The organism is Rhodococcus sp. YL-1 (genome assembly GCF_001942025.1).
Lineage (GTDB): Bacteria > Actinomycetota > Actinomycetes > Mycobacteriales > Mycobacteriaceae > Rhodococcus_F > Rhodococcus_F qingshengii.
Genome location: NZ_CP017299.1, coordinates 4,150,486 through 4,173,674, shown reverse-complemented (window position 1 = coordinate 4,173,674; position 23,189 = coordinate 4,150,486). Strand labels below are relative to the sequence as shown.

21 protein-coding genes and 1 pseudogene are annotated in these 23,189 nt (G+C 62.8%); 8 read left to right on the top strand and 14 right to left on the bottom strand.

Going from position 1 to position 23,189, the window contains the following annotated elements; genetic code table 11:
• The first annotated feature begins 113 nt into the window (after positions 1–113).
• Genes BH682_RS19345 through BH682_RS19335 form a run of 3 tightly spaced genes read left to right on the top strand, consistent with a single transcriptional unit; the run spans position 114 to position 2,976 of the window.
• Positions 114–1,223 (top strand): Re/Si-specific NAD(P)(+) transhydrogenase subunit alpha, encoded by a 1,110-nt coding sequence (locus tag BH682_RS19345; protein ID WP_003941381.1) that lies wholly within the window; start codon positions 114–116, stop codon positions 1,221–1,223.
• Positions 1,223–1,546 (top strand): NAD(P) transhydrogenase subunit alpha, encoded by a 324-nt coding sequence (locus tag BH682_RS19340; RefSeq protein WP_003941319.1) that lies wholly within the window; start codon positions 1,223–1,225, stop codon positions 1,544–1,546. The genes BH682_RS19345 and BH682_RS19340 overlap by 1 nt, the downstream gene beginning before the upstream one ends.
• Positions 1,546–2,976: an NAD(P)(+) transhydrogenase (Re/Si-specific) subunit beta gene (locus BH682_RS19335; protein WP_003941368.1), complete on the top strand. Its 1,431-nt coding sequence runs from the start codon at positions 1,546–1,548 to the stop codon at positions 2,974–2,976. Before BH682_RS19340 ends, BH682_RS19335 begins: the two co-directional genes overlap by 1 nt.
• 394 nt (positions 2,977–3,370) lie before the next feature.
• Here the strand turns inward: BH682_RS19335 and BH682_RS19330 are convergent, their stop codons facing one another.
• From BH682_RS19330 to pdhA, 5 genes are read right to left on the bottom strand one after another with little or no spacing between them, the layout of a single operon-like run.
• Positions 3,371–4,024: a hypothetical protein gene (locus BH682_RS19330; protein ID WP_007726101.1), complete on the bottom strand. Its 654-nt coding sequence runs from the start codon at positions 4,022–4,024 to the stop codon at positions 3,371–3,373.
• 29 nt (positions 4,025–4,053) lie between these two features.
• On the bottom strand, positions 4,054–5,259 hold the full coding sequence (locus BH682_RS19325) for an MFS transporter (protein ID WP_058037979.1): 1,206 nt from the start codon (positions 5,257–5,259) through the stop codon (positions 4,054–4,056).
• 10 nt (positions 5,260–5,269) lie between these two features.
• Positions 5,270–6,478, bottom strand: a complete 1,209-nt coding sequence (locus BH682_RS19320) for a dihydrolipoamide acetyltransferase family protein (protein WP_075833796.1) — start codon at positions 6,476–6,478, stop codon at positions 5,270–5,272.
• Complete coding sequence (locus BH682_RS19315) at positions 6,475–7,452, bottom strand: alpha-ketoacid dehydrogenase subunit beta (protein ID WP_007726108.1); 978 nt, start codon at positions 7,450–7,452, stop codon at positions 6,475–6,477. The genes BH682_RS19320 and BH682_RS19315 overlap by 4 nt, the downstream gene beginning before the upstream one ends.
• Positions 7,449–8,537, bottom strand: coding sequence for a pyruvate dehydrogenase (acetyl-transferring) E1 component subunit alpha (pdhA, locus tag BH682_RS19310; RefSeq protein ID WP_075833794.1), 1,089 nt, complete (start codon positions 8,535–8,537; stop codon positions 7,449–7,451). Before pdhA ends, BH682_RS19315 begins: the two co-directional genes overlap by 4 nt.
• A gap of 221 nt (positions 8,538–8,758) precedes the next feature.
• Between pdhA and BH682_RS19305 the strand changes: the two genes are divergently transcribed.
• Positions 8,759–9,787 carry a phosphotransferase family protein gene (locus tag BH682_RS19305; RefSeq protein ID WP_075833792.1) on the top strand — a complete coding sequence of 343 codons (1,029 nt, stop codon included), beginning with the start codon at positions 8,759–8,761 and terminating at the stop codon, positions 9,785–9,787.
• Here the strand turns inward: BH682_RS19305 and BH682_RS19300 are convergent.
• The 3 genes from BH682_RS19300 to BH682_RS19290 are packed head-to-tail and all read right to left on the bottom strand — an operon-like array spanning position 9,784 to position 11,978.
• Positions 9,784–10,233 (bottom strand): acyl-CoA thioesterase, encoded by a 450-nt coding sequence (locus tag BH682_RS19300; RefSeq protein ID WP_064112972.1) that lies wholly within the window; start codon positions 10,231–10,233, stop codon positions 9,784–9,786. The genes BH682_RS19305 and BH682_RS19300 overlap by 4 nt on opposite strands.
• On the bottom strand, positions 10,230–11,468 hold the full coding sequence (locus BH682_RS19295; protein ID WP_075833790.1) for a benzoate/H(+) symporter BenE family transporter: 1,239 nt from the start codon (positions 11,466–11,468) through the stop codon (positions 10,230–10,232). The genes BH682_RS19300 and BH682_RS19295 overlap by 4 nt, the downstream gene beginning before the upstream one ends.
• A 36-nt stretch (positions 11,469–11,504) precedes the next feature.
• A complete protein-coding gene (locus BH682_RS19290) occupies positions 11,505–11,978 on the bottom strand; it encodes an Lrp/AsnC family transcriptional regulator (protein ID WP_075833788.1) in 474 nt (157 codons plus the stop codon).
• Positions 11,979–12,080: 102 nt separating this feature from the next.
• Between BH682_RS19290 and BH682_RS19285 the strand changes: the two genes are divergently transcribed.
• Positions 12,081–12,704 carry a LysE family translocator gene (locus BH682_RS19285; RefSeq protein WP_003941342.1) on the top strand — a complete coding sequence of 208 codons (624 nt, stop codon included), beginning with the start codon at positions 12,081–12,083 and terminating at the stop codon, positions 12,702–12,704.
• Between the two features lie 22 nt (positions 12,705–12,726).
• Positions 12,727–13,563, top strand: a complete 837-nt coding sequence (locus BH682_RS19280) for a sulfurtransferase (protein ID WP_075833786.1) — start codon at positions 12,727–12,729, stop codon at positions 13,561–13,563.
• A 1-nt stretch (position 13,564) separates the two neighbouring features.
• On the opposite strand, the gene BH682_RS19275 is transcribed toward BH682_RS19280, so the two are convergent.
• Both BH682_RS19275 and BH682_RS19270 read right to left on the bottom strand, forming a co-directional pair.
• The gene (locus tag BH682_RS19275; protein ID WP_003941357.1) at positions 13,565–14,026 is read right to left on the bottom strand and encodes a DUF6328 family protein; all 462 of its coding nucleotides are present in this window, start codon (positions 14,024–14,026) and stop codon (positions 13,565–13,567) included.
• A gap of 13 nt (positions 14,027–14,039) precedes the next feature.
• Positions 14,040–14,858: a shikimate 5-dehydrogenase gene (locus BH682_RS19270; protein WP_007726117.1), complete on the bottom strand. Its 819-nt coding sequence runs from the start codon at positions 14,856–14,858 to the stop codon at positions 14,040–14,042.
• 127 nt (positions 14,859–14,985) lie between these two features.
• Here BH682_RS19270 and BH682_RS19265 point away from each other — a divergent pair, with 127 nt between their 5' ends.
• On the top strand, positions 14,986–16,560 hold the full coding sequence (locus BH682_RS19265; RefSeq protein ID WP_020908339.1) for a molybdopterin-dependent oxidoreductase: 1,575 nt from the start codon (positions 14,986–14,988) through the stop codon (positions 16,558–16,560).
• Here BH682_RS19265 and BH682_RS19260 read toward each other — a convergent pair.
• Entirely contained in the window at positions 16,547–17,182 is a 636-nt protein-coding gene (locus BH682_RS19260; RefSeq protein ID WP_075833784.1) for a TetR/AcrR family transcriptional regulator C-terminal domain-containing protein, read from the bottom strand. The two genes, BH682_RS19265 and BH682_RS19260, sit on opposite strands and share 14 nt — an antisense overlap.
• A gap of 158 nt (positions 17,183–17,340) precedes the next feature.
• Here BH682_RS19260 and BH682_RS19255 point away from each other — a divergent pair, with 158 nt between their 5' ends.
• Entirely contained in the window at positions 17,341–18,573 is a 1,233-nt protein-coding gene (locus tag BH682_RS19255) for a metal-dependent hydrolase family protein (RefSeq protein ID WP_075833782.1), read from the top strand.
• Position 18,574: 1 nt separating this feature from the next.
• Here BH682_RS19255 and BH682_RS19250 read toward each other — a convergent pair.
• The 3 genes and pseudogenes from BH682_RS19250 to BH682_RS19240 form a co-directional block, all read right to left on the bottom strand.
• Positions 18,575–19,075, bottom strand: a pseudogene (locus BH682_RS19250) (HNH endonuclease family protein); the annotation flags it as partial.
• Positions 19,076–19,101: 26 nt separating this feature from the next.
• Positions 19,102–21,588 carry a site-specific integrase gene (locus BH682_RS19245; RefSeq protein ID WP_011133408.1) on the bottom strand — a complete coding sequence of 829 codons (2,487 nt, stop codon included), beginning with the start codon at positions 21,586–21,588 and terminating at the stop codon, positions 19,102–19,104.
• The gene (locus BH682_RS19240; protein ID WP_011133407.1) at positions 21,585–22,844 is read right to left on the bottom strand and encodes a tyrosine-type recombinase/integrase; all 1,260 of its coding nucleotides are present in this window, start codon (positions 22,842–22,844) and stop codon (positions 21,585–21,587) included. The genes BH682_RS19245 and BH682_RS19240 overlap by 4 nt, the downstream gene beginning before the upstream one ends.
• Positions 22,845–23,189 lie beyond the last annotated feature (345 nt).

Here is a 23,189-nt window from a genome sequence, read left to right as displayed (position 1 = left end):
CTCTGGCTACTATCAGTCACCATTCACCCAAAAGCGGGTCATCTTCCGCTCATCACATGCTGGTTGCCGCTCGTCGCAGCAGGCGAACCACCAACCGCAGAAGGTAATGGAAAATGGAAACATCGAAGAGCGCACAAGTGCGTCCGTCGGTCGGCGTCCCTCGAGAATCGAGTGATGGTGAGCGTCGGGTCGCATTGGTGCCGAAAATTGTGTCCGCTTTGATCGGCAAGGGTGTCGACGTGGTCGTCGAGTCCGGGGCCGGTCTCGGGGCGTTGATTCCCGACGAGTTGTACACCGCTGCCGGCGCGAAGATCGGCGATCCGTGGACTGCTGACGTGGTGGTCAAGGTTGCGCCTCCGTCCACAGAAGAGATCGCCCGGATCAGTACCGGCGCGAAGCTCATCGGTTTCCTGAATCCGCGTAATGCGGACAACCGCATCGCCGAGTTGAAGGCCGCCGGCATCGAGGGATACGCCGTGGAGGCGATTCCTCGTATCTCCCGCGCGCAGGTGATGGACGCGTTGTCCTCGCAGGCGAACGTGTCCGGGTACAAGGCTGTTCTGTTGGCAGCATCGGAGTCGACGCGGTTCTTCCCGATGCTCACCACCGCTGCGGGCACGGTGAAGCCTGCGACGGTTCTGGTCCTCGGAGTGGGAGTGGCAGGTCTGCAGGCGCTGGCGACAGCCAAGCGTCTCGGTGGCCGCGCTACCGGGTACGACGTGCGTCCTGAGGTCGCCGACCAGGTGCGTTCGGTGGGTGCACAGTGGCTCGACCTGGGAATCGATGCGGCGGGCGAGGGTGGATACGCCCGCGAGTTGACCGACGACGAGCGAGCGAAGCAGCAGCAAGCACTCGAAGATGCGATCAAGGGCTTCGACGTTGTGATCACCACAGCTCTGGTTCCGGGTCGTCCCGCGCCGCGCCTGGTGACCGCTGCCGCGGTCGAAGGCATGAAGCCGGGCAGTGTCGTGGTCGACCTCGCGGGTGAAACCGGTGGTAACTGCGAGCTGACCGAGCCGGGTCAAACCGTCGTCAAGCACGGCGTGACCATCTGCTCTCCGTTGAATTTGCCGGCGTCCATGCCGGAGCATGCGTCCGAGTTGTACTCGAAGAACATTTCCGCGCTGATCGAACTCATGTTGGTGGAAGGCGCCTTGGCGCCTGATTTCTCCGACGAGGTTCTGGCCGGTGCGTGCGTCACCCGTGAAGAGAAGGGCGCCTGATGTACACATCACTGCTGGCGAACATCGCGATCCTGGTGTTGTCCGGGTTCGTCGGTTTCGCTGTGATCTCCAAAGTTCCGAACACCCTGCACACCCCGTTGATGTCCGGTACGAACGCCATCCACGGCATCGTCGTCCTGGGTGCGTTGGTTGTCCTTGGCAAGGTGCACGATCCCTCGATCGGGTTGCAGATCATCTTGTTCGTAGCGCTCGTCTTCGGAACCGTGAACGTTGTCGGTGGTTTTGTGGTCACGGACCGCATGTTGGCGATGTTCAAGGCCAAGCCGGCCGCCAAGTCTGTGTCGAAGGATGGTGACCAGTAATGGAATACCTGGTCAATGCGCTCTACATTGTCGCGTTCTCGATGTTCATCTACGGCCTCATGGGTCTTACCGGCCCGAAGACCGCAGTCCGCGGCAACCAGATCGCCGCGGTCGGCATGCTCATCGCCGTCGTTGCAACTCTGATCTCCATTCGTGATGCGGAGATGGGGAACTGGATCCTCATCGCTGCCGGCCTTGTCATCGGTGTCGTGCTCGGCGTTCCGCCGGCGCTCCGGACGAAGATGACGGCCATGCCGCAGTTGGTGGCACTGTTCAACGGTGTCGGCGGCGGCACGGTCGCGTTGATCGCGTACGCGGAGTTCCTGGACTCGGACGGTTTCACCGCATTCCAGCACGGCGAGTCGCCGACGGTACACATCGTCATCGCGTCGCTCTTTGCCGCGGTGATCGGATCGATCTCCTTCTGGGGCAGCGTGATCGCGTTCCTGAAGCTGCAGGAAACTCTGCCTGGTCGTCCGATCGGAATCGGTAAGCTCCAGCAGCCGCTCAATGCTCTGCTGCTCATTGCCGCCGTCGCGTTCTCGGTGATCATCGGTATCAAGGCGATCTCACCGGAAGGCCCGACCAGCTCACTGTGGATCGTCGGCGTGCTCGTGCTCTCGGGCATCCTCGGACTGATGGTCGTGCTGCCCATCGGCGGCGCGGACATGCCCGTCGTCATCTCGCTGCTCAACGCTCTGACCGGTTTGTCAGCTGCTGCTGCAGGTTTGGCGCTCAACAACCAGGCGATGATCGTCGCCGGCATGATCGTCGGTGCTTCGGGCACCATCTTGACCAACCTCATGGCCAAGGCCATGAACCGGTCCATCCCGGCCATCGTTGCCGGCGGCTTCGGTGGTGGTGGCGGTGAAGCCGCATCCTCCGACGGCGTCGTGCGCACGGCAAAGGCGACCTCGGCCGCCGACGCGGCTATCCAGATGGCCTACGCCAACCAGGTCATCGTCGTACCCGGATACGGACTTGCCGTCGCGCAGGCTCAGCATGCCGTCAAGGACATGGCGAAACTGCTCGAGTCGAAGGGCGTCGAGGTCAAGTACGCCATTCACCCGGTCGCCGGCCGTATGCCCGGTCACATGAACGTTCTTCTCGCAGAGGCGGATGTCTCGTACGACGCGATGAAGGAAATGGACGACATCAACGACGAGTTCTCTCGTACCGATGTCACCTTGGTGATCGGCGCGAACGACGTCACCAACCCGGCGGCGCGCAACGATCCGAGCTCACCGATTCACGGAATGCCGATCCTCAACGTCGACCAGTCGAAGTCCGTCATCGTGCTCAAGCGCTCGATGAACTCCGGTTTCGCCGGTATCGAGAACCCGCTCTTCTTCGCCGAGGGCACTTCGATGCTCTTCGGTGACGCCAAGAAGTCGGTCTCCGAAGTAACCGAGGAGCTCAAGGCGCTCTAGCGCTGGTACTCGGAAGGGGCGTCCACTCGCAGCTGCGAGTGGACGCCTTTTTTCGTGGCCGTGTGTTGCAAAGATGTCGTGTGTTGCAACGACTTCTTGTGCTGAAACGACTTCTTGTGCTGAAACGACAAAGGCGCCTGCTCCGAGACGAAACTCGGAACAGGCGCCTCTGGCGACGTTTTACGGAACCTCGGGGGTTTCGGGGTCGGAAGAGAAGCCGGAAAGTAGTTCGATCAACTTCTGGATCAGTTCGAGCGGGTTCAGATCTTCGAGGCTCACGGTAAAGACTCCTTCGCTGTGGAACTACTTGATTCGGACATTTCAGAACATACGTCATGTCCAACCGTGGCGGGAGAGCTATCGGCGAAAATCTCTGAATCCCAAAGATTTAGGACTAAAGTCGGATGCTCCGGTGCCTGGAGAACGCGATGGCTGCCGTATCTGGGCGCAGCTCTTCACGTTTCGCGGCGATGGGCGATCGTGCCATCAAAATGGCTGCGGCACAGGCCCATACCAGGGTGATCAGAATGCCAGCTATCACTCCGAAAAGGCCGCTCAGCTCGGCGGCGAGCGCGCTGGCACCGATCGCAGCAACTCCGACGAATCCGAGCCCGGCGACCACCGGACGCCACTGCGGGGCGGAGATCAAGATCGCCGAGCAGTACAGCGCGGTCGCCGCTGCGACGTGACCGCTGGGCAATAGGTCCTGGGGAACATCGGGGAGCCAGGAACCGAATGCCGCGTTGGTGAGATTGGCGCCCATTCCGAGGAGCAGGATCGCGCCGATGCCGTATGGCAGTCCGCGGACCATCGAGACGACGGCCAGAGCGGTAGTGGCTGCGAGTACAGCGGTGACGTCGAATCGGCCTACCGTCCACTCGGCAAGTGCGCGCACCTGTTCCGGGACGCTCAAACCGGGCGAGGTGGGTCGCACGAAATACAAGACGCCCAGCGCTACGACGGCGATCGCGGCAAGGACGAGGAAGCGAGTGGTTGTGGAGGGAGCGGGGTGCTGGGTGGAGGTCGAGACGGTCACGAGTACCAGCATCCCTGTTGAGTCTGTGCCGATCGTGAGGATCAGCTGTGAGGTCTGTAGGCGGTCGGAGAATCGCGCCGAACGACACCCGCACAACCCGCTGCGACCAGGACGCATGCAAACGGGATCAACATTGCTGTGGTGAGAGGCACAAGCTTGGTGACCCAGCCGATGGTTGCCGGCCCGGCGAGGAATCCGATGTATCCCATGCCGACGACGCGAGACATGTTGGTACCGGCCGAACCTGAGCCCAGATTTCCGGCCGTGGTGAAGATCTGCGGAATGCATCCCGACAGGCCTGCGCCGAACAGTGCCCAACCGAGCAACGTCAGTGGTAGCCAGCCGGATACCACGACGGTCAGCATTCCGACGGACGACAGCAACGCGCCGTAGCGAACCACGGCCACCGGGCCTACCGCCGCGCTGATCCGATCCGCGGTGAACCGGCCGACGGTCATCATGGCGGAGAATGCGCCGAACGACAGTGCGGCAACGGCATTCGAAACACCGAGATCTTCCTTGACCTGCAGCGCGCTCCAGTCGTTTGCCACTCCCTCGGCCAGCATCAGAACAAAGGCGAGGGTTCCGAGGGCAAGTACGCGAGCCGAGAATCTGCCGTGTGTCTTTCCGGTAGTCGACCCGGTTTCGGCATGCACGTCGACGTGAGGGAGAAGGGGTCGCGAGCACAACCAGACTGCCAGCAAGCCGATTGCCGACGCGATGCTGAGCGTGACGTACGGCGGAAGATCCAGTGCGAGAGTGCCGAATCCGATGACAGAGCCCAATACGCCACCGACCGAGAACATGCCGTGAAAGGCCGCCATGATCGGGCGCCGGTACAACTGTTCGGCCTCGACGGCCTGCGAGTTCATCGACACGTCCAACGCGCCGTTCGCGAAGCCGAATACAACAAGTGCAGCGCCCAGTTGCCAGGTGTTCGTGGCAAATCCCGGGCCGAGAGTGGCGAATGCCAGCCCGCTACCCGCCAGGATGACCATGCGCCTGCTGCCGTATCGATCGGCGAGCGGACCGCTCAATTGCATACCGGCAATGGCTCCGACAGCAAGAAGGAGAAGCAGTGAGCCGAGCGTCGAGTGACTGATCCCCACTCGGTGTTCGATGGACGGGATGTGGACGACCCACATCGCGAGGAGAAATCCGTTGATGCCGAAAATGCCGAAGATGCCGGCGCGGGCGCGCACCAGGGCGGAGGTGGGGACTGCGCGGTCGGTGGGGTTGACGCTCACTCGTTCCTTTCTACAGGTGAGTCAGCAACAGGTCCGGGTTCGCGAGCATCTCTGCGACAAATGAGAGGAATCTCGCGGCCTGCTCACCGGTCAGCACGCGGTGGTCGAACGTCAACGTCAGTGTCACGACGCTCCGCACTTCGATCTTGCGCTCGATCGCCCACGGACGCTCGCTCACCGAGCCCAGACAGAGGATGACGGCTTCTCCTGGATTGAGAAGCGGAATGCCGCCGTCGACGCCGAAGACTCCGACATTGGTGATCGTGACGGTGCCACCCGTCAGGTGACGGACGTCCGTCTTTCCCTCACGGGCAGCAACGGTCAGTTCGGTCACCGCGCGTGCGAGTTGGACCAGGCTCAGGGTCTGGGCGCTCTTGATGTTGGGCACGGACAGTCCACGTTCGGAGGCGACGGCGATGCCGAGATTAACGTCATCGTCGACGGCGGCGTCGCCGCGGGCCTCGTCCCAATGCGCGTTCACCATCGGGTGCGAGGCGATGGCGGCCACCATTGCCTTGGCAGCGAGTGTCAGCGGAGTGAGAGACAGTCCGGTGAACGCCTCCGAGGAACGGAGCCTGCCGAGCAGTTCCATCGAAGGCGTGACATCGGCGGTGAGGAAGACGCTGGCCTGCGGAGCACGGGTGCTGGCAACCATCGCCGACGCCATCTGTTTTCGTATGCCGGACGAGGCCAGGCGTGTCGCGTTATCCGAAGGCGCCTGCACGGTAAGCGCGTCTGCGACGTCAGCCGCGGTGACGGCACCGTCGAATCCGCTGCCGGTGATTTCGCTCAGATCGATGCCGGCTTCGCGGGCCGCGCGCCGCGCCGCGGGGGTTGCGGGCCGACGCTCGGCACTCGCCGCGGATTGCGAGTATGGCGTGATCCTGCTCCGTCGTCGGCTCGGTCTCTCCGCCGCGGGTCCGTATCCGACCAGCACGCTCGGAGACTGTGAATCACTTGGAGACGGTGAATCTGCAGGCTCCTCGATACGGATGATCGGAGTACCCACCGGAACGGTAGTGCCAGGTTCGACGAGGAGTTCTCTGACAACGCCGACGTAGGGCGACGGCAGTTCGACAAGAGCTTTGGCTGTCTCTACCTGGGCGAGAACTTGATTGAGTGCCACCGTGTCGCCGACGCCGACCGTCCACTCGACCAGATCGGCGGACGTCAGGCCCTCGCCGAGATCCGGCAACCGGAATTCGTGCCCTGTACTCATGCTGCCAGCGTCCGGTCGAGTGCTGCGAGGATCCGGTCGGCGTCCGGAAGGTGAAATCGCTCGAGCTTGGCGGGCGGGTAGGGGATGTCGAATCCGGTGACCCGCAGGATCGGTGACTCCAACTGATAGAAGCAGTGTTCCGCGACGTGTGCTGCGATTTCGGCGCCGACGCCGAGAAACTTCTGCGCCTCGTGGACGACGACCAGCCGTCCTGTCTTGTTCACCGACGCCTCGATCGTGTCGAAGTCGATGGGGGAGAGTGAACGCAGATCCACGACCTCCAGATCGTGGCCTTCTTCTTCGGCGATCCGCGCGGCGTCGAGTGCGGTGGCGACCATGGATCCGTACGCAACCACTGTCGCGTCGTTCCCCGAGCGGGCGACGCGAGCACGGTGGAGCGGAAGCTCGGGCGCGGCATCGGTATTCACGTCGGCGGTATCCCAGTAGCGCCGTTTGGGTTCGAGGAATATCACCGGGTCGTCGGCCGCAATGGATTGGCGGATCATGTGAAAACCGTCGATCGGATTGCTCGGGTACACCACCCGCAGTCCCGCGGTGTGAGCGAAGTACGCTTCCGGCGACTCCGAATGATGTTCCACCGCACCGATTCCGCCGCCACTGGGAATCCGAATCGTCAGTGGCGCAGAGGCAGCGCCTCGGGTGCGGTACTGGATCTTTGCCACCTGCGAGACGATCTGATCGAAAGCCGGGTAGACGAAACCGTCGAACTGGATTTCGCAGACAGGCCGATATCCGCGCAAGGCAAGACCGAAAGCTGTTCCCACGATCCCTGATTCGGCGAGGGGCATGTCGATCACCCGAGTATCGCCGAAGTCCTTCTGCAAGGCGTCGGTAACCCGGAATACACCGCCGAGACGGCCGACGTCCTCTCCCATGATGACAACGCGACGATCGTCTTCGAGTGCGCGTCGCAGGCCGGTGTTGAGCGCTGTCACCAGATTCATGACGGTCATGACGAAGCCCCTTCCAGGCTGCCCAGATACGCGCGATGCTCTTCGCGTTCAGCGTCGATCAGTGGGTGTGCCTCGGCGTAGACGTGATCGAAGAGCGCTGACGGGGGCGGATCGGCGAGCGCGATGGTTGCGCGTCGCAGTCCAGCGGCGACGTCGTCGGCGGCTGCCGCGATGGTGCTGAGTTCGTTTTCTCCGAGAAGATCGCGACGGCCGAGGAGCAGACGCATTCGCTCGAGCGGATCGCGGCTTTTCCACTCCGACATATCCGTATCGGTGCGGTACCTGCTCGGATCGTCGGAGGTCGTGTGCGGGCCCATCCGGCAGGTGATCGCCTCGATGAACGTCGGGCCGCTGCCTTCGCGTGCGCGATTGAGCGCCGAGCGCGTCACGGCGAGCACGGCAAGGACGTCGTTACCGTCGACGCGGATCGCGGGGATGCCGTAACCGATTGCCCGATGTGAGATGGGCGTGCGTGACTGGAGGGATACCGGTTCACTGATTGCCCACTGGTTGTTCTGGCAGAAGAAGACAACGCCGACACGGAAACTGGCGGCAAATCCCATCGCCTCGGCGATGTCGCCCTGACTTGTGGCGCCGTCGCCGAAGTACGCGATCGTTGCGATCTCGGCGCCGTCCAGGTGTGCGCCGAGTGCGTATCCGGTGGCGTGCAGCCCTTGGGAGCCGACGACGATCGCCGGGTTGGTGACGTTGAATTGTTCTGGATCCCAACCGGAATGGGAGATTCCTCGCCACATGGTGGTCAGCAATTCGGGGGGAACACCCCGGCAGTACGCGACGGCATGTTCGCGGTAGCTGGTGAACGCGAAGTCGTCTGGGGCGAGCGCTCTCGCGGAACCGACCTGGGCGGCTTCTTGGCCTAGCATCGGAGCCCACAAACCGATTTCGCCTTGACGCTGCAGGGCAACAGCTTCGGTGTCGATGCGGCGACTCACGACGAGATCGCGATACAACGACAGCAGTTCGTCAGGCCCGATGTCTGTTATCAGGCGGTCGAATTCGGGACGGCACACTCGTGCGCCGTTCGGTTGGATGAGTTGGACCGGATAATCGAGGTTGTCGATCATCTTCGCTCACCTCGGTTTCTGCTCATGCCCGGCGCGCCTCGTGAGTACGCCGCACAATCCCGATGTGTCGTATGCAGTTGTCGCTCTACCATCAGGATCCCCCTGATTGGGAAATCCGCAAGTATTTTCACTGCCGTATCAAGACCTGAACTGCGAACTGGCGAGTAACAAACGTGTCGGTACGGCCAACCGATCGGACTTCAACCGCTAGCATCGGTGCGGTGACTGCAGTCGGTTTGAACGAAGAAGCTGTTTCCGCGTGGATCGCCGAACTGGGGGTCGGCGCCACGACACCACTGACTTTCGAGAGGATCGGTAACGGGCAATCGAACCTGACCTACTCCGTGACGGATGCGGGCGGAGGACGGTGGGTACTGCGCAGACCTCCACTCGGCACGTTGTTGTCGTCCGCGCACGACGTCGTTCGCGAGCACCGCATCCTGTCCTCGCTCCAGGGAACCAAAGTGCCGGTTCCGAAGATCCTCGGCATCACGGAAGATCCGGAGATCACGGACGCTCCGCTGGTCCTCATGAGCTACATCGACGGCGTTGTGATCGACGGCGTTCCGGTGGCTCAGAAGTTGACCGAGGACGAGCGTCGCGCGGTCGGCTTGGCGATGCCCAAAACCCTTGCAAGCATCCACGGAGTTGACCTGGAAGAGACCGGGCTGGACGACCTGGCCAGCCGCAAGCCCTTTGCCGAGCGTCAGCTCAAGCGGTGGTCGGCGCAGTGGGAGAAGTCGAAGACCCGCGATGTTCCGGATGTCGACCGATTGGCCGAGATTCTGCACCGAAACATTCCGGAACAGAACGAAGTGACGTTGGTTCACGGCGACTTCCACCTCAACAACGTCATCACCGATCCGGCCGAGGGGCGCATCGTTGCCGTCGTCGACTGGGAGCTGTGCACGTTGGGGGAGCCGCTCGCGGATCTCGGTGCGCTACTCGCGTACTGGCCGGAAGCCGGTGACAAGGTTGCCGGTCCGTTCATGGCGTCCACGCTGGAAGGCTTCCCGAACCGTGACGAGCTGGTCGCTGCCTACGTCGAGGCGACTGGCCGCGACGTGTCAGCGGTCGGATACTGGCACGTACTCGCTCTGTGGAAGCTCTCGATCATCGCAGAGGGCGTGCTGCGACGCATTCTCGACGATCCGCGCAACAAGGCCGAGCACGGCGGCCCGACGGTCGCGCTGATCGACGGAATCGTTGCACGCGCCGTCTTGACGGCAGATCAGCTCGGCCTGAGCTAGTTTTCGGTCAAGATCCCGGCTGCCGATCTGATGGCCGCCGGGATCTCCACCGGCTTACGGGTGTCGGCGTCGACGTAGACGTGGACAAAGCGGCCGGTGGCAGCGGGTTCCCAATTGCCACCGTCGACCTCGTGGAATATCGCCAGGGCGTAGACGATGCTCTTGGTGCCCAGCTTCTCGACGGAGATACCCACCTGCAACGGCTCGGGGAACGACAGCTCGCTCAGGTACCGGCACGACGTCTCGGCGACGACGCCGATGGCAGGCAGGGTGCGGATGTCGGTTCCAGTGGAAGACATCAGCCAGGCGTTGACCGCGGTGTCGAAGTACGAGTAGTAGGTCACGTTGTTGACGTGGCCGTAGTGATCGTTGTCGTCCCACCGCGTCGGGACGGGCCAGAGAACGGGAAACTCGCTGATCGACGGGGGCGTCTGCGCTGTGCTCACGGCTTCGACTGTAGTGAGGACTTTCGCGAGAGTGGGGGCAGGGTGGTGCCCTGTAGGACGGCGCGCACGATCAGCCCCACTAACAGCGCCCAGAATGCCGATCCGATTCCCAGGATACTGACCCCGGATGCGGCGATCAGAAACGTGACCACGGCGCCTTCACGTTCACTCGCCTCGCTCAGCGCCGACGTGAGGGCGCCGGCAAGCGTTGCCAGGAGCGCCAGTCCGGCAACAGTTTCCACGACTCCGGCCGGAGCGGCGGCTACCAGAGCGGCCACCGCGGCCGCGCCGGCAGCGAGAACGAGATACGCCCAGCCTGCGGTGAAGGCAGCGATCCATCGACGTTTGGGATCCGGATGTGCGGTGGGGGCGGCGGCCAGGGCTGCGCTGATCGCCGCGAGGTTGATCGCATGGCCACCGGCCGGTGCGCCGACGATGGTGCCGATACCCGTCACGATCATCGACGGTCGCCAGGGAACGGTGTATCCGAACGAATTCATCACGGCCACACCGGGAATGTTCTGCGAAGCCATCGTGACGATGTAGAGGGGAATCGCAATGCCGATCATTGCCTGCCAGGTCCACGACGGCGCGGTGAGATCGATGCGGGGAATCATGGCGCTGGCGTCGAGCACTCGATCCGACGTGACGAGGCTGATCCCGATCACGACCGCGGCGGTGAGGAACGCGAGCGGAACCGCCCATCGCTTGGAGAAGCGCTGCGCGGCAAGCCAAACCAGGATGACGGGCGCGACCGCTGCGGGGGCGTCCCGGACGGCGATGATCGGCGCCAGGCACAACGGCATCAGAACCCCGGCGAGCATCGCCTGCGCGAGGGGCGTCGGGATTGCCGAGATGATCCTTCCGAGCGTCGGCCACAGTCCGGTCAGAACAATCGCGATTCCGACGACGATGAATGCTCCGACCGCCGCCGGCCACCCACCCTCGACGGCTCCGGCGCCGGCGAGCAGAGCGGCACCGGGCGTCGACCAGGCCAGGGTGATCGGCATCCGATACCGGCGTGAGAGCCAGAGCATTCCCAACGCTTGGGTCACACACAGAACCAGCAGTCCGGACGCCGCCTCGGTCGCGTCCGCGCCGACAGCGGCGAGGCCGGTGAGGACCACCGCGAACGAACTGGTGAAGCCGACGAGGGCCGTGACGATGCCTGCGCTCATCGGTTGCGAGTTGCTGCGAACGGCTTCCGGTTCGGTGGTATCTGTGGAGTCCGACATGGTCAGTGATTCTGCCCGACCCGCTCGAGGCCCGATTTACCTGTCCGGTCGGATGGGTGAGGTGACCGCTTTGCCGTAGATGAGGTGCGTTTGGGCGTGCCAGACCTCGGGTTGTGCGGCGAGGTAGTCGATCAATACCCGTTGTAGATGAGCGCTGTCACGGACCGCGACGTGGAGGAAGAAGTCCTCGGGCCCCGAGACGTTGAAGAGCGCAAGCGTTTCCGGCAGCGCTAGCGCGTCGGCGGTGAACCGGTCGACGAGGTCGCGGCGGTGTGGTCGCAATTGAACGGCGATGATCGCCTGCATCGACCGGCCAACGGCTGCCGGATCGACAACCGCATGGATGCCGCTGATCGTGCCGTTGGCGCGTAGGCGTCGGACGCGCTCGTGGCACGAGGACGTCGCCAAGCCGACTCGATCGGCCAACACCTTGTTGGTGATCGACGCGTCGTTCTGCAATTCGGCCAAAATCTTCCAGTCCACCGGATCCAGAGGCTCATTCTTCGTCATCTGCCGAACTATATCCGGAGTCGTTTTGAACTTCCCGGATCCAGTTGCACACTCCTGGCATGAACATGTGTCTCGAATCAGCTCGGGTGTGAGGTATTTCGGATGAGCGTCGGTCAATGGCTCGCTTTCGGCTCCCTGCTATCCATCGTCCTGTTCACGCCGGGACCGGATTTTGTCCTGATCCTGCGTCATTCTCTGGCAGATCGTCGGACCGGCGCGGTGGTGGCCGCCGGTGTGATTTCCGGGCTCTTCGTTCACACCGCTGCCGCGTCACTTGGTCTCTCCGCACTTGTGGCAACACGGCCGCAGTTGCTCTCCGCGCTCACATACGCCGGGGCGGCATATCTGACCTGGCTCGGCATCTCCGCGATTCGAAGTGCTTTCAAAGCCCGAGCCTCGGACGAGGGAATTCCGGCAGCGAAAGAACCGATCGCGGTCACCACGGCATTTCGCTACGGCTTCCTCTCGAACCTGCTGAATCCGAAGGCGCTGTTGTTCTTTCTCGGGCTACTCCCGCAATTCATCGAGCCGGGTGAAGGCGCAGGGCTGCGGACGTTGATGTTGGCGGGCGCGACGGTGGTCGCCGCGGCACTGTGGTGGGCGATCGTGGTGGTGTTGGCGGCCGGAGCCGGCAAGAAGCTGCGTCGCCCTGGCGTCGGCAAGCGAATCGACGTGGTGACGGGAGTGTTGTTGGTGGGCCTCGGTGCCTTCTTCGGGGTTGCATGAGTGGTCGTGTCAGGATGGGCTCATGACACTTCCCGTGCTGATCGACGTCGAAGAACTGTCCGCTCTCATCGAGGCCGGCGCTGCGCCGCGATTGCTCGATGTCCGATGGGCGCTGGGTGATTCGAACGGCGAGCAGCATTTTCGCGACGGCCATATTCCCGGTGCGGTATTCGTGAACCTCGACGAGGAACTTGCCTCGCCGCCGTCGCCGGGCAAGGGAAGGCATCCGCTGCCGAGTCTCGAAGACCTGCAGGCCGCGGCGCGTCGTTGGGGAATCGACGACGGTGATTCGGTGGTGCTCTACGACGCCACCGGCAACACGGCCGCGGCCCGTGGTTGGTGGCTGCTGCGGTGGGCCGGGCTCTCGGACGTCCGACTGCTCGACGGCGGGCTGCAGGCCTGGGAGTCCGCAGGACTGCCGTTGGCGGCCGGTATCGGCGAGTCCGTCAGCCCGGGCAACGTGACTTTCACCGGCGGCAACATGCCGACTGTCGACATCGACGGTGTCGGCAACTGGACGAGCGAGGGCGGTGTCCTTCTCGACGCCCGAGCCGGGGAGCGGTACCGCGGCGAGGTCGAGCCGATGGATCCCGTCGCAGGGCACATCCCTGGTGCGGTGAACGCGCCGACCGCCGAGAACATCACCGGCGACGGGCGATTCCTGGATACGACCCACCTGCGTGAGCGATTCGCCGGACTGGGCGTCGGAGACAAGGTGGCGGTGTACTGCGGATCCGGAGTGACTGCAGCGCACGAGATCGCGGCGCTCGCGATCGCCGGCTACGACGCGACGCTGTTCCCGGGCTCGTGGTCACAGTGGTCCAACGACAGCACTCGCGCCGTCGACACCGGAGCCTGAGTCAGCTCTTGGTGCGATCGATGAATGACGGCACGAGAAACCACAGCGCCGTGAACATGATCGCGGCGCACGCTGCCAAAACCTTTGCGGCAACTCCGCCGACGGCGACCTCGGCGATCAACAGGACCGTGCCGGTCATGGAGGCGGCCAGAAAGGCTATGCCGCACAGGGCGAATCGGTTGGCCACGGGCAATATGTTCTCGCGGTGCCCACGGCGGAAAAGCATGCGATGCCAGACCGCGGGTGCCATCAGGAACCCGAACGAGATGGCAACAAGGATCACTGTCACCAAGTGGATGCCGCGGATGTACGCCGACGCTTCCTCGTAGCGTTCGGTGAATGCCACGGCCAGCAGGAAGGCAAACAGGATCTGCACACCAGAGAGCGCGACGCGCAGCTCTTGCAACAACTCGTTGAAGTTCCGCGCGAGTTGTTGAGGTGGAGTCTCCCCGGTCTCGTTCACGGCGACGTGGTTCCTACGCCCGTGAGTATTCCGACGCTCGCTGGATCTGCTCCGCGCTCGGGCGCACACCGGTGTAGAGAACGAACTGCTCGGCGGCCTGAAGGGCAATGACCGACGCTCCTGTGATCGCCGTTTTGCCGAGTTCGGTCGCCAACGCGATCAGTGGCGTCTTCGAAGGCATCGCGACGACGTCGAAGACGACATCGGCTGCGCGCACTGCGTGCTCGGGGAACGACAGTGCATCTGCTTCTGCGCCGCCGGACATACCGATCGGGGTGGCGTTGATCAGCACACCTGGACGAAGCTCACCGAGTTCGGCCTGCCAGTCGAAGCCGTACTGCTTCGCAAGCGATGACCCCACTTGCTGGTTGCGGGCGATCACGGTGACGTCGGTGAATCCGGTGTCGCGCACCGCGGCGACGACTGCTTTTGCCATGCCACCGCTGCCGGCGACAGCGACGGACAGGCTCGTGTCGACGTTGTTGTCACGCAGTAGATCGGCCACCGCCTGATAGTCGGTGTTGTAGGCGTGCAGCACTCCGGACTCGTTGACGATCGTGTTGACGGAGTCGATGGCGCTGGCCGAATCATGCATGACGTCGATGTGCTCGATGACCTGTTCCTTGAACGGCATCGACACCCCGCAGCCTCGAATCCCGAGTGCTCGGATGCCGCCGATCGCGGCTGGCACGTCTTCGGTGGTGAAGGCTTTGTAGACGAAGTTCAGGCCCAATTCTTCGTAGAGGTAATTGTGAAATCTGGTGCCGATGTTGCTCGGTCGCCCGGAGAGCGACATGCACAGGAGCGTGTCCTTGTTGAGGTCGACGGTCATCGTTCCCACTCTAATCGCGAGTTCGGAGTAGTTCTTGATGGAGGAGTGCACCCATCCGGATGGCCCGCAGCGTCGAATGTCGGGTATCCGATCGAAGCACCACTCGCACCGACAGAGCCGAGACGACATGGTCACACAGAACATCGACGAGCACCCGAGCACCGAATCTCGTCCACCGCGTCGTAGATGGGCTGCTCACGCGATCTCCGGGGTCTTGGCCGCGGCTGTCGTCCTGGGCGTCGGTGAACTGGTGGCGCTGCCGATCAACCCGGACGCGTCGCCCTTCTACGCGGTAGGTGCGACTACCGTCGACCGAACGCCGGCGTGGGCTCGCGAGTTCGCGATCGACACTTTCGGTACCAATGACAAGCCGGCGCTGTTCATCGGAATGTCGATCTTGATCGTTCTGCTAGGCGCGGTGGCCGGGCTCCTGGAACGGCGACGCCGCCCGATCGGCAGCGTCATTCTCGTTCTTCTGGGCGCGGTTGGTGTGTATGCGGCGATGCAGCGCCCGACTGCCGATGCGATGTACGTGTTCCCGACGCTGGTCGGTGTGGTGGCGGGCGTCGCAACCTTGCGGTTGCTGATCACACAACTCGAAGTGCCGCTCTCGCCGGGCGTCGCCGACTCGTGGTTGCCTCGTCGTCAGTTCCTCCTGCTTGCGGGTGCGGCGTTGGCAGTGGCTGCGGCAGCGGGTGCGGCCGGGAAGTTCGTGGGGCAGAGAATCGCCGGAGCAGTAGCGAATCGTGAAGATTTTGTCGTGCCCACCGCCGCTGACCCGGCGCCGCCGATTCCGGCGGGTGCGGACATCGCGATTGCGGGTGCGTCGACGTACATCACGCCCAACGACGACTTCTACCGAATCGACACTGCACTCCTCGTTCCGCAATTGACGACGGATTCGTGGGAACTGCGGATTCACGGAATGGTGGACCGCGAGATGACGTTGTCGTTCGACGATCTGGTGGCGCGAACGCCCATCGAGCGAGTCATCACGCTGACGTGTGTCTCGAACGAGGTGGGCGGCGTTCTGGCCGGGAACGCGAAGTGGATCGGTTATCCCATGAAGGACCTGCTCGACGAAGTCGGTGTCCATCCCGACGCCGACATGCTCCTCTCGACCAGCGTCGACGGCTTCACAGTCGGCACCCCGGTCGAGATAGTCACCGACGGCCGTGACGCGATTCTCGCCGTGGCGATGAACGGTGAGCCGTTGCCGTTCGAGCACGGCTATCCCGTTCGGCAGGTCGTTCCCGGTCTGTACGGTTTCGTCTCCGCCACCAAGTGGGTGACGGAGTGGGAACTCACGCGTTTCGACAAGGTCGAGGCCTATTGGACCCAGCGCGGTTGGGGTGCGCAGGCACCGATCAAGACGTCCTCGCGTATCGAGGTGCCGGCAGCTCTGGCTCCCATCGAGCCGGGCCAGGTGCTGGTGGCGGGAACGGCCTGGGCGCAGCATCGCGGGATCGAGAAGGTCGAGGTTCGCGTCGACAACGGTGAATGGCAACCGGCGACACTGGCGCAGGAGTACTCGATCGACACCTGGCGTCAATGGTCGTGGATGTGGGATGCAGGCTCGGGTTTGCACACGGTGCAGGTCAGAGCGACGGATCTGGACGGGAACGTTCAGGTGGAAGAGCGCACTCCGCCGATTCCCGGTGGCGCCACGGGATGGCACACCAGGTCGTTCACCGTGAAGTGACGCCGGAATCCGAATGAGGTTCGGTATACAGACGAACAACGCGCTGAGCCATCCATCCGGCGATCAGGGTTCGCAGGCCGAAGTCGAACGTGTCGTCGGTTCGCAGTGGGGTCGTAGCCTCGCGCGTGATCTCGCTCGGGTTGAAGGATTGGGTCCATGCGACATCCGGCGTCGAGAGTTTCACGACTGATCCGAGAACCAGACTGTCCAGCGTGGAGATTGCGTGACGAGTGTCGGCCGAATCGAAACCCCCGTCCGAAAATGCCTGAACCAGTGCAGTATCGATAGCAAAAGTTACCTCGGTGCGGACGCTGCGTGTCATGAGCAGCGGGATGAGGCGCCAGTGCTCGACCGCAGCTCGGCGATAGGCCCACCCCCACGCGCTGATCCGTTCGCTCCATCCTGGGGGTGGGTGGGGGACAGAGATCGACGACATCACGCGGATGCGCATGAGTTCGACGATCTCGGATCGACCCGAAATATGTGTGTAGAGCGAAGACGGAGTCACGTTCAATTGCTTGGCGATCCCGGGCATGGTGAAGTCGCCGGTCGCGTCGACAGCATCCAGAGCCGCGTCGGTGATGTTTCGCGTGGACAGTATCGGCTGGGTGGGACGCGGCATCGATTCTCCTGGTGAGGGATTCGTCAGCAATCTCGGACTTCATCGAGTGATGACAACTCCTTGATTTCGGGAGCCGATATGCATCATACTAACCGAACCCTATTCGGTATGTCGGCGGAATCTTCCGGCGATCGGTACACGTCGGAGGAACATTCAATATGTCTGTCGTATGGCTGACCGGTGCAACGATCATCGACGGGACGGGCGCCGACCCGATCGAGAACTGCGCTGTTGCTGTGGAAAACGGGCGCATCAGTGCACTCGGTGGCACGCCACCCACGGGGGCGGAGGTGCTGGACTGCACCGGGCTGACAATCACGCCCGGCCTCATCGACGCACACGTTCATCTCGGTGGATCGAGCGATCTCGCACCGAGCCTGCGGCGTCAGATCTCGGTAGCCGAGCTCGCTGCAGACATGTTCGCGACCTGCGCATCGACCCTCGACGGGGGATTCACCACTGTTCGTGACTGCGGCGGAATCGACGGTGGACTCGCCGGAGTTGTCGCCTCGGGCAAGATTCCGGGTCCGCGGATCATTCAGTGCGGCCCGATCCAGTGCCAGACCGGTGGACACGGGCACCTGGCGGCCGAATGGGAGCCGACTTCGGACTGGTCCGATCATGACATCCCCGGATTACGTTGTATGTCTCTGCTTTCCGACGGTCCGCACGAAATGCGAAAGAACGTTCGCGAGACGTTCCGCAGGGGTGCGGACTTCCTCAAACTGTGTGTTACCGGGGGAGTGGTATCGACTCATGACAAGCTCACCGATACCCAGTTCACGGTCGACGAGATCGAAGTTGCCGTCGAGGAAGCCAATGCGCGCGGTACCTATGTCACGGTGCATGCTCACAACAACGAGGGAATCCGTAACGCTGTCACTGCCGGGTCAAAATGCGTCGAGCACGGCTCCGATATCGACGACGAGACCGCCAAGTTGATGGCCGAGCACGACGTCGCGTTGGTGCCGACGTTGGCTGTGGTGCAGGCGCTCTCGGACAGCGCGGCGTCAGCAGGTCTACCCGAATCGATTTCGGCTCGGATCGGCCAGATGATGCAGGGTCAGATCGACGGGCTTCTTGCTGCTCGAAATGCCGGCGTCAGAGTGGGATTGGGATCGGACCTCATCGGTACCGATCAAACGGGCCGGGGAATGGAGCTGGTCCTGCGCGCCAAGGTCGAAACCCCGATGGACGCATTGGTTTCCGCTACCCGGATCAACGCCGACATTCTCGGTATCGCCGACGAGGTCGGCACCATCGAAGTCGGCAAGTTCGCCGACCTCGTTGCATTCCGCGGCAATCCGTTGACGGATCCGTCCATCTTCGCCGATCGTGAGCGCATCGCACTCGTCATTCAGAGCGGTCGAGTGGTGAAGGACGGCCGGTAGCTCAACAGCGAGTGGCGAGTTCTGTCAACGCCGAGTGATCCGCCCAGCTGACCGGTAAGCCGTAGGAAATCGCGACGGTCAAGTACTTGCCGGCGTAAAAGCATCGGTACGCAGGATCGGGCGGCAACCACTCACTGGGCGTGCTGTCGCCTTTCGACTGGTTGTCGGGGCCGTTGACGGCCAACAGGTTCAGAGACATGTCGTTCGCGAACCTCATCCGCAACGCAGGAGTCCAGGAGTTCGCGCCGAAGTCCCAGGCCGCGGCGAGTGGGAAGACGTGGTCGATCTGGACGGACTTGGCCTGGCTGCGTTCGAATTCGATGCGATCTCCGGAGTACGGGTCGGTCATCGCGCCGGACAGTACGACGCAGTCACGTGTTCCCGGTTTGAACACCACGTCCGAGAGATCTTGGGCCAGAACGTTGTTGCGGGTATCGCACCCGTCGTGGCCACCAGGTGCGTCCTGGTCGTCGGACCACGCGGGGCCGAAGACGCAGGCTTCTCTGAACAAGAATTCAAGCTTGGTAATCATGTGGAAGTCCTTCCCGAGATCGATCCGAATCCAGGCATTCCGAGGTCAGTTGTTGCCGATCCTCGTTTCATCGTGGCATCGACCTGTGCGATCTTGTCCCTGACTCCGGTGTAGCTGACCTGCAGTCCTTCGACTTCACCCAGCCAGCCTTCCTGTTTGGCTTCGATGATGCGGGCTTCGAGGTTGTCTCGGATTTCTTCGAGCCTGCCTCGCTGCGTTGGATCCGGCCGCAGGAGTGAGCATCTGACGCAAGCATGCTCATGGATGCAGGGTGTGCCGAACGACCGTGCGCAGGTCCCGACCGATACTTTCCGCTTCTCGAAATGAGACAAGAACGCATCCCATTCCTCGTCGGTCGGTGTCCGGTATTCCTCACTGGGTCTCATCGAACGACGACGCGCGATGAACGCTCGATGCGCTTCGATCGTTTCCGAGGGGTAGACGGCCTTGTAGCCCATCGTCGTGTCAATTGTCTTGTGCCCGCAAATAACCTGTGCGATATGGGGTGGCAGGCCGTTCATGATCGCGTCGGTGACGAATATTCGCCGGAAGTCGTGGGGCTGAAACATCAACGGATCGCCACTGGCATCGGTGAGAGCTGCCACGGTGAGCGCATTGATGAGGAGCTTGCGGACGAAACTCGGTGGGATCGCTCGGCGTTCGTTTCCGATTCCCCGCTGAAAGAGCAGCGGCATCGGCGGATTCCACAGCTTCTCCTGCGTATCGTAGGCAGCCACGAGCGGTATCGATCCGTTGGGTTGCCGCGAACGCTGAACTACCGCACTGAGGACTTCCGCAAGCTCGGGACTGACCAAGATCAGCCGCTCGGTATCGGTCTTCGATGGAGCTATCTGCAGCAGCGGAACCAGTTCACCGGTACTAGGTAGTCGATATTCGGTGATGCTGTGGTGACTGAGCTCGAGGAGCTCTTCATGACGGATACCGCTGAGCCGCAACACTTCGATAGTGGCGAATGCCCAGAATGCTTCCTCGTCCTCGTAGGTGAGATCGCGGCGAACACCGGTAACAGTATTGTCGGCCCATACGACGCGGCCAGTTCCCCGACGGATCAAGGATCGTCGCAGTTCTCCGTCGGTTCCCGCGATCACCTCACCTGGTTCGGTGTTCTGCGCCGCAACAAGTAGAGCCGCTGCGGCCGCGCGGCGGTCAGCTGCGGACCGAACCAACTGCGACAGGACAGGCAATCGCTCGCGAGTGCGCTGATCCATCCGCGCTTTACGGTGTTTGAGTTCCTTGCCTCTTTTGACCTCGGCGTCGCTGATCGGGCAGGGCGCCACCCACTGCGCCCAGCGTGCCGGATCTTCGACGGCCCAGTGCGCGAGGTCGAGATAGAACGCACGCACTTGCAACAGATTGTCTTTGTAATTCTTTCGGGGCGAAGTTGTTTCGTGCTTTCGTCCCGCCGCGTCGACGGCGGTGCGTGTGATCGATCTCAGGTCGTCCTTCCATGCTCGGGCAACGTCAGGCGGCAGCGCCAGGGTGTCGATACCGGGGGCGAGTGTCTCGACGCGGCTCCAGAACAGCCCGGCGAGTCCTCGGGCACGAGAGTTGAGACTGGTGTAGTCCAGCGCGGGTTGACGCTCGCGCAGATAGTCGATGAGCAGAGCTCGGATCGGTTGGTTCTCGATCGGGTAGCGGTCGACGAGTTGTTCGATCGTCAACTGTCCGACCGGAGCGCCGAACGCACGGATGCTGTGTGGTGCATCCTCGGGAAAGATGCCCATCGCACGTAGTCGCAGGTAGAAATCGATCTTCTTCTGACCGCGGCGGGAGTGCACCTGCGCCATCGTTTCGATCAGCTCCACGCAATCGCCGACAGTGATCTCCGCGACCGTCCCGCCTTTGGATACCAGCAGGGTCGCGATTCTGGTCGCTGCGATTCGTGCATCGTCTCGCGAGGTATCCGGCTGAGTGGCAGCAAGCTCGTCCAACCGCGCGAATCCGTCCGGATCTCGCAGCTTTGCCATCATCGGCGCGAGAAACGGGTGCGCCCGGGAGAGCATCCACGGCAACTGCGGCCGGATCACGTCCAGGCACAGCAACATCAGCAGTCCTGCAGCCAGGTCGTTGCGATCATGTCTGACAGGGCGCCCGTGTCCGGCAATCCATTCCACCGGGAGATCGGCCCAGGAGGTTGTCGCGCCGTAACGAGACCCGCGGATGTTCTCGGCGCCGCTGGCGAGCCACCGGGCTTGCCAGGTATCGCCTGGCACCGAAGCCAACCAGGTCAGTATCTTGATCACGCCCCGGTGCCGTCCGGCTCGGGTGGTGACCGCAGCCTCAGCAAGCACCGAGCAGTTCAGTCGGGCCTCGACCTCCTCAGCAGAGGCAGCGGTGTGCGGCCACCAGAGTTCACCTTCGCGTGGTGGAAACTGTTTGTGCAGTTGGCGAATCCTCGAATGCGGCACCGGTGTGACCTCGAAGCGTTCCGGGCGGGTCATGTGCTTGACGGCAGTGCTCACAACGGCCTCCCGAACAGCACGCTCAACGCTGCCGGATCGTATCCAGGAGCAGGAGGCGGCGACGGAGCCCGCGGATGTTCCCGCTGATCAGCAGTACGAGCGTGGTGGGCCAGGACGCTGGCGATCACCTCGTCCTTATCGGGTGTCAGATAAATTTCGGTCGTCGACAAATGGGCGTGCCCCAACACCTCTTTGACCTCCACCAAGGACAAGTGCGGGTCGTTGGCCATCCGCCTCGCTGCACTGTGACGTAAGTCGTGCAGAGTCCAATCCGAACCGAGGGTAGCATTCGCACGCTCGAACATCCGATGCGCCGCATGGTAATTCAACGGGCGGCGAGGCCTTCGCAGTGTCCACCACAACGGTTGCATCCGTCCGAGTGGCACCTCGCCCCGCAACTGCTCCTGATACAACCGCAACCAGACGAACGCGTCCGCCGACGCGGGTACCTGCTCCACCGCACGTGTTCCCTTGCGCACCACAGTAATCAACTGCTGCCCCGGGTCGACATCGCACTCGCGGACTCCCAACAGCTCCGACGCTCGCACCCCCGATGAAATCCAGAACGCCACCAACGCCCGGTCCCGATCCGACGACAACGCCGCGAACAACTTATCGAACAGATCCTCGGGAATCGCTCGGGGAATCCGCTGCGAGACCCGAGGCCGGTAGCGCCCCACACGCTCAGGTGCCCAATGATCCATCGGATTGTGGTGCGCATGAGCCCGTCTCGACCGGCGAGAGAGATCGAGAGGGAACGGATTCAGAAGCGGGCCAGTCCCCGCGTCCCGATGAAAATCGTAGAAACTTCGCAGCACCGTCTCACTGTGCGCCACTGTCGCCGGCGAGTACCCGGCCCCCAGAGCCGGTTTGCCGGTGACAGGATTCGGCGATGCCGCAGCAGTAGCAGCCGCCTCGGCGCTGGCCGGCACCACTGATCCTTGTCGTGCCTTCGCCGTCAACTGGATCCAACAACTGAAATCGCGGGCATCGACCCGATCGGCACGATCCCACGCCACGTCCACAGCGTGAAGGAACCGCCACCATCTGAGCAGATCCATACCGTACGAACGCACCGTCGCCACCGACCTCCCGGAAGCGATCAGCTCCCGGAAGAACACCTCGACGGACTCCACTCGTTCACCGTCGCTGCCCTGCAAGACGTAAGGCTCCGCCGCCTGACCTGTCGCTATCAACCGACCCACTCGGGCCACCACAAGCCCCGACAGATCTCTCGAACTTTCCCCTTCGCTCATGTCCGCAAGCTACCGACCCACATCGACCCCACCCCTTCAGACCTGCACCATTCGGCATTTAGTTCAGTCAACGGGGCCTCGCCGTTACCGCAGCCGCGCTCGTATCCACCCGGATGTGGGCGGTTGTCGACAATCGCGGTCCGGGACAGCAGCGATTCGAGCTCCGATCGTGTCGGGCTGCCCGGGGCCGACTCGAGACGCTCGTCCCCGAACCATCCGCAGGACGCGACGAGACATACGAGCACGAGCGTCGACAGGATCGCAAATAACCGTGCAACCACCTGTGCCCCCGTCCGTCGTAGACGGTGATTCAACGCCGCCCGTCGTAGACGGTGATTCAACGCC

Excerpts from the sequence above, each read along its gene's own strand:
- BH682_RS19345 (WP_003941381.1), top strand. The coding sequence starts at position 114 with ATGGAAACATCGAAGAGCGCACAAGTGCGTCCGTCGGTCGGCGTCCCT.
- BH682_RS19340 (WP_003941319.1), top strand. The coding sequence starts at position 1,223 with ATGTACACATCACTGCTGGCGAACATCGCGATCCTGGTGTTGTCCGGG.
- BH682_RS19335 (WP_003941368.1), top strand. The coding sequence starts at position 1,546 with ATGGAATACCTGGTCAATGCGCTCTACATTGTCGCGTTCTCGATGTTC.
- BH682_RS19330 (WP_007726101.1), bottom strand. The coding sequence starts at position 4,024 with ATGCTGGTACTCGTGACCGTCTCGACCTCCACCCAGCACCCCGCTCCC.
- BH682_RS19320 (WP_075833796.1), bottom strand. The coding sequence starts at position 6,478 with ATGAGTACAGGGCACGAATTCCGGTTGCCGGATCTCGGCGAGGGCCTG.
- BH682_RS19315 (WP_007726108.1), bottom strand. The coding sequence starts at position 7,452 with ATGACCGTCATGAATCTGGTGACAGCGCTCAACACCGGCCTGCGACGC.
- pdhA (WP_075833794.1), bottom strand. The coding sequence starts at position 8,537 with ATGATCGACAACCTCGATTATCCGGTCCAACTCATCCAACCGAACGGC.
- BH682_RS19295 (WP_075833790.1), bottom strand. The coding sequence starts at position 11,468 with ATGTCGGACTCCACAGATACCACCGAACCGGAAGCCGTTCGCAGCAAC.
- BH682_RS19290 (WP_075833788.1), bottom strand. The coding sequence starts at position 11,978 with ATGACGAAGAATGAGCCTCTGGATCCGGTGGACTGGAAGATTTTGGCC.
- BH682_RS19285 (WP_003941342.1), top strand. The coding sequence starts at position 12,081 with ATGAGCGTCGGTCAATGGCTCGCTTTCGGCTCCCTGCTATCCATCGTC.
- BH682_RS19280 (WP_075833786.1), top strand. The coding sequence starts at position 12,727 with ATGACACTTCCCGTGCTGATCGACGTCGAAGAACTGTCCGCTCTCATC.
- BH682_RS19270 (WP_007726117.1), bottom strand. The coding sequence starts at position 14,858 with ATGACCGTCGACCTCAACAAGGACACGCTCCTGTGCATGTCGCTCTCC.
- BH682_RS19265 (WP_020908339.1), top strand. The coding sequence starts at position 14,986 with ATGGTCACACAGAACATCGACGAGCACCCGAGCACCGAATCTCGTCCA.
- BH682_RS19260 (WP_075833784.1), bottom strand. The coding sequence starts at position 17,182 with ATGCCGCGTCCCACCCAGCCGATACTGTCCACGCGAAACATCACCGAC.
- BH682_RS19255 (WP_075833782.1), top strand. The coding sequence starts at position 17,341 with ATGTCTGTCGTATGGCTGACCGGTGCAACGATCATCGACGGGACGGGC.
- BH682_RS19240 (WP_011133407.1), bottom strand. The coding sequence starts at position 22,844 with ATGAGCGAAGGGGAAAGTTCGAGAGATCTGTCGGGGCTTGTGGTGGCC.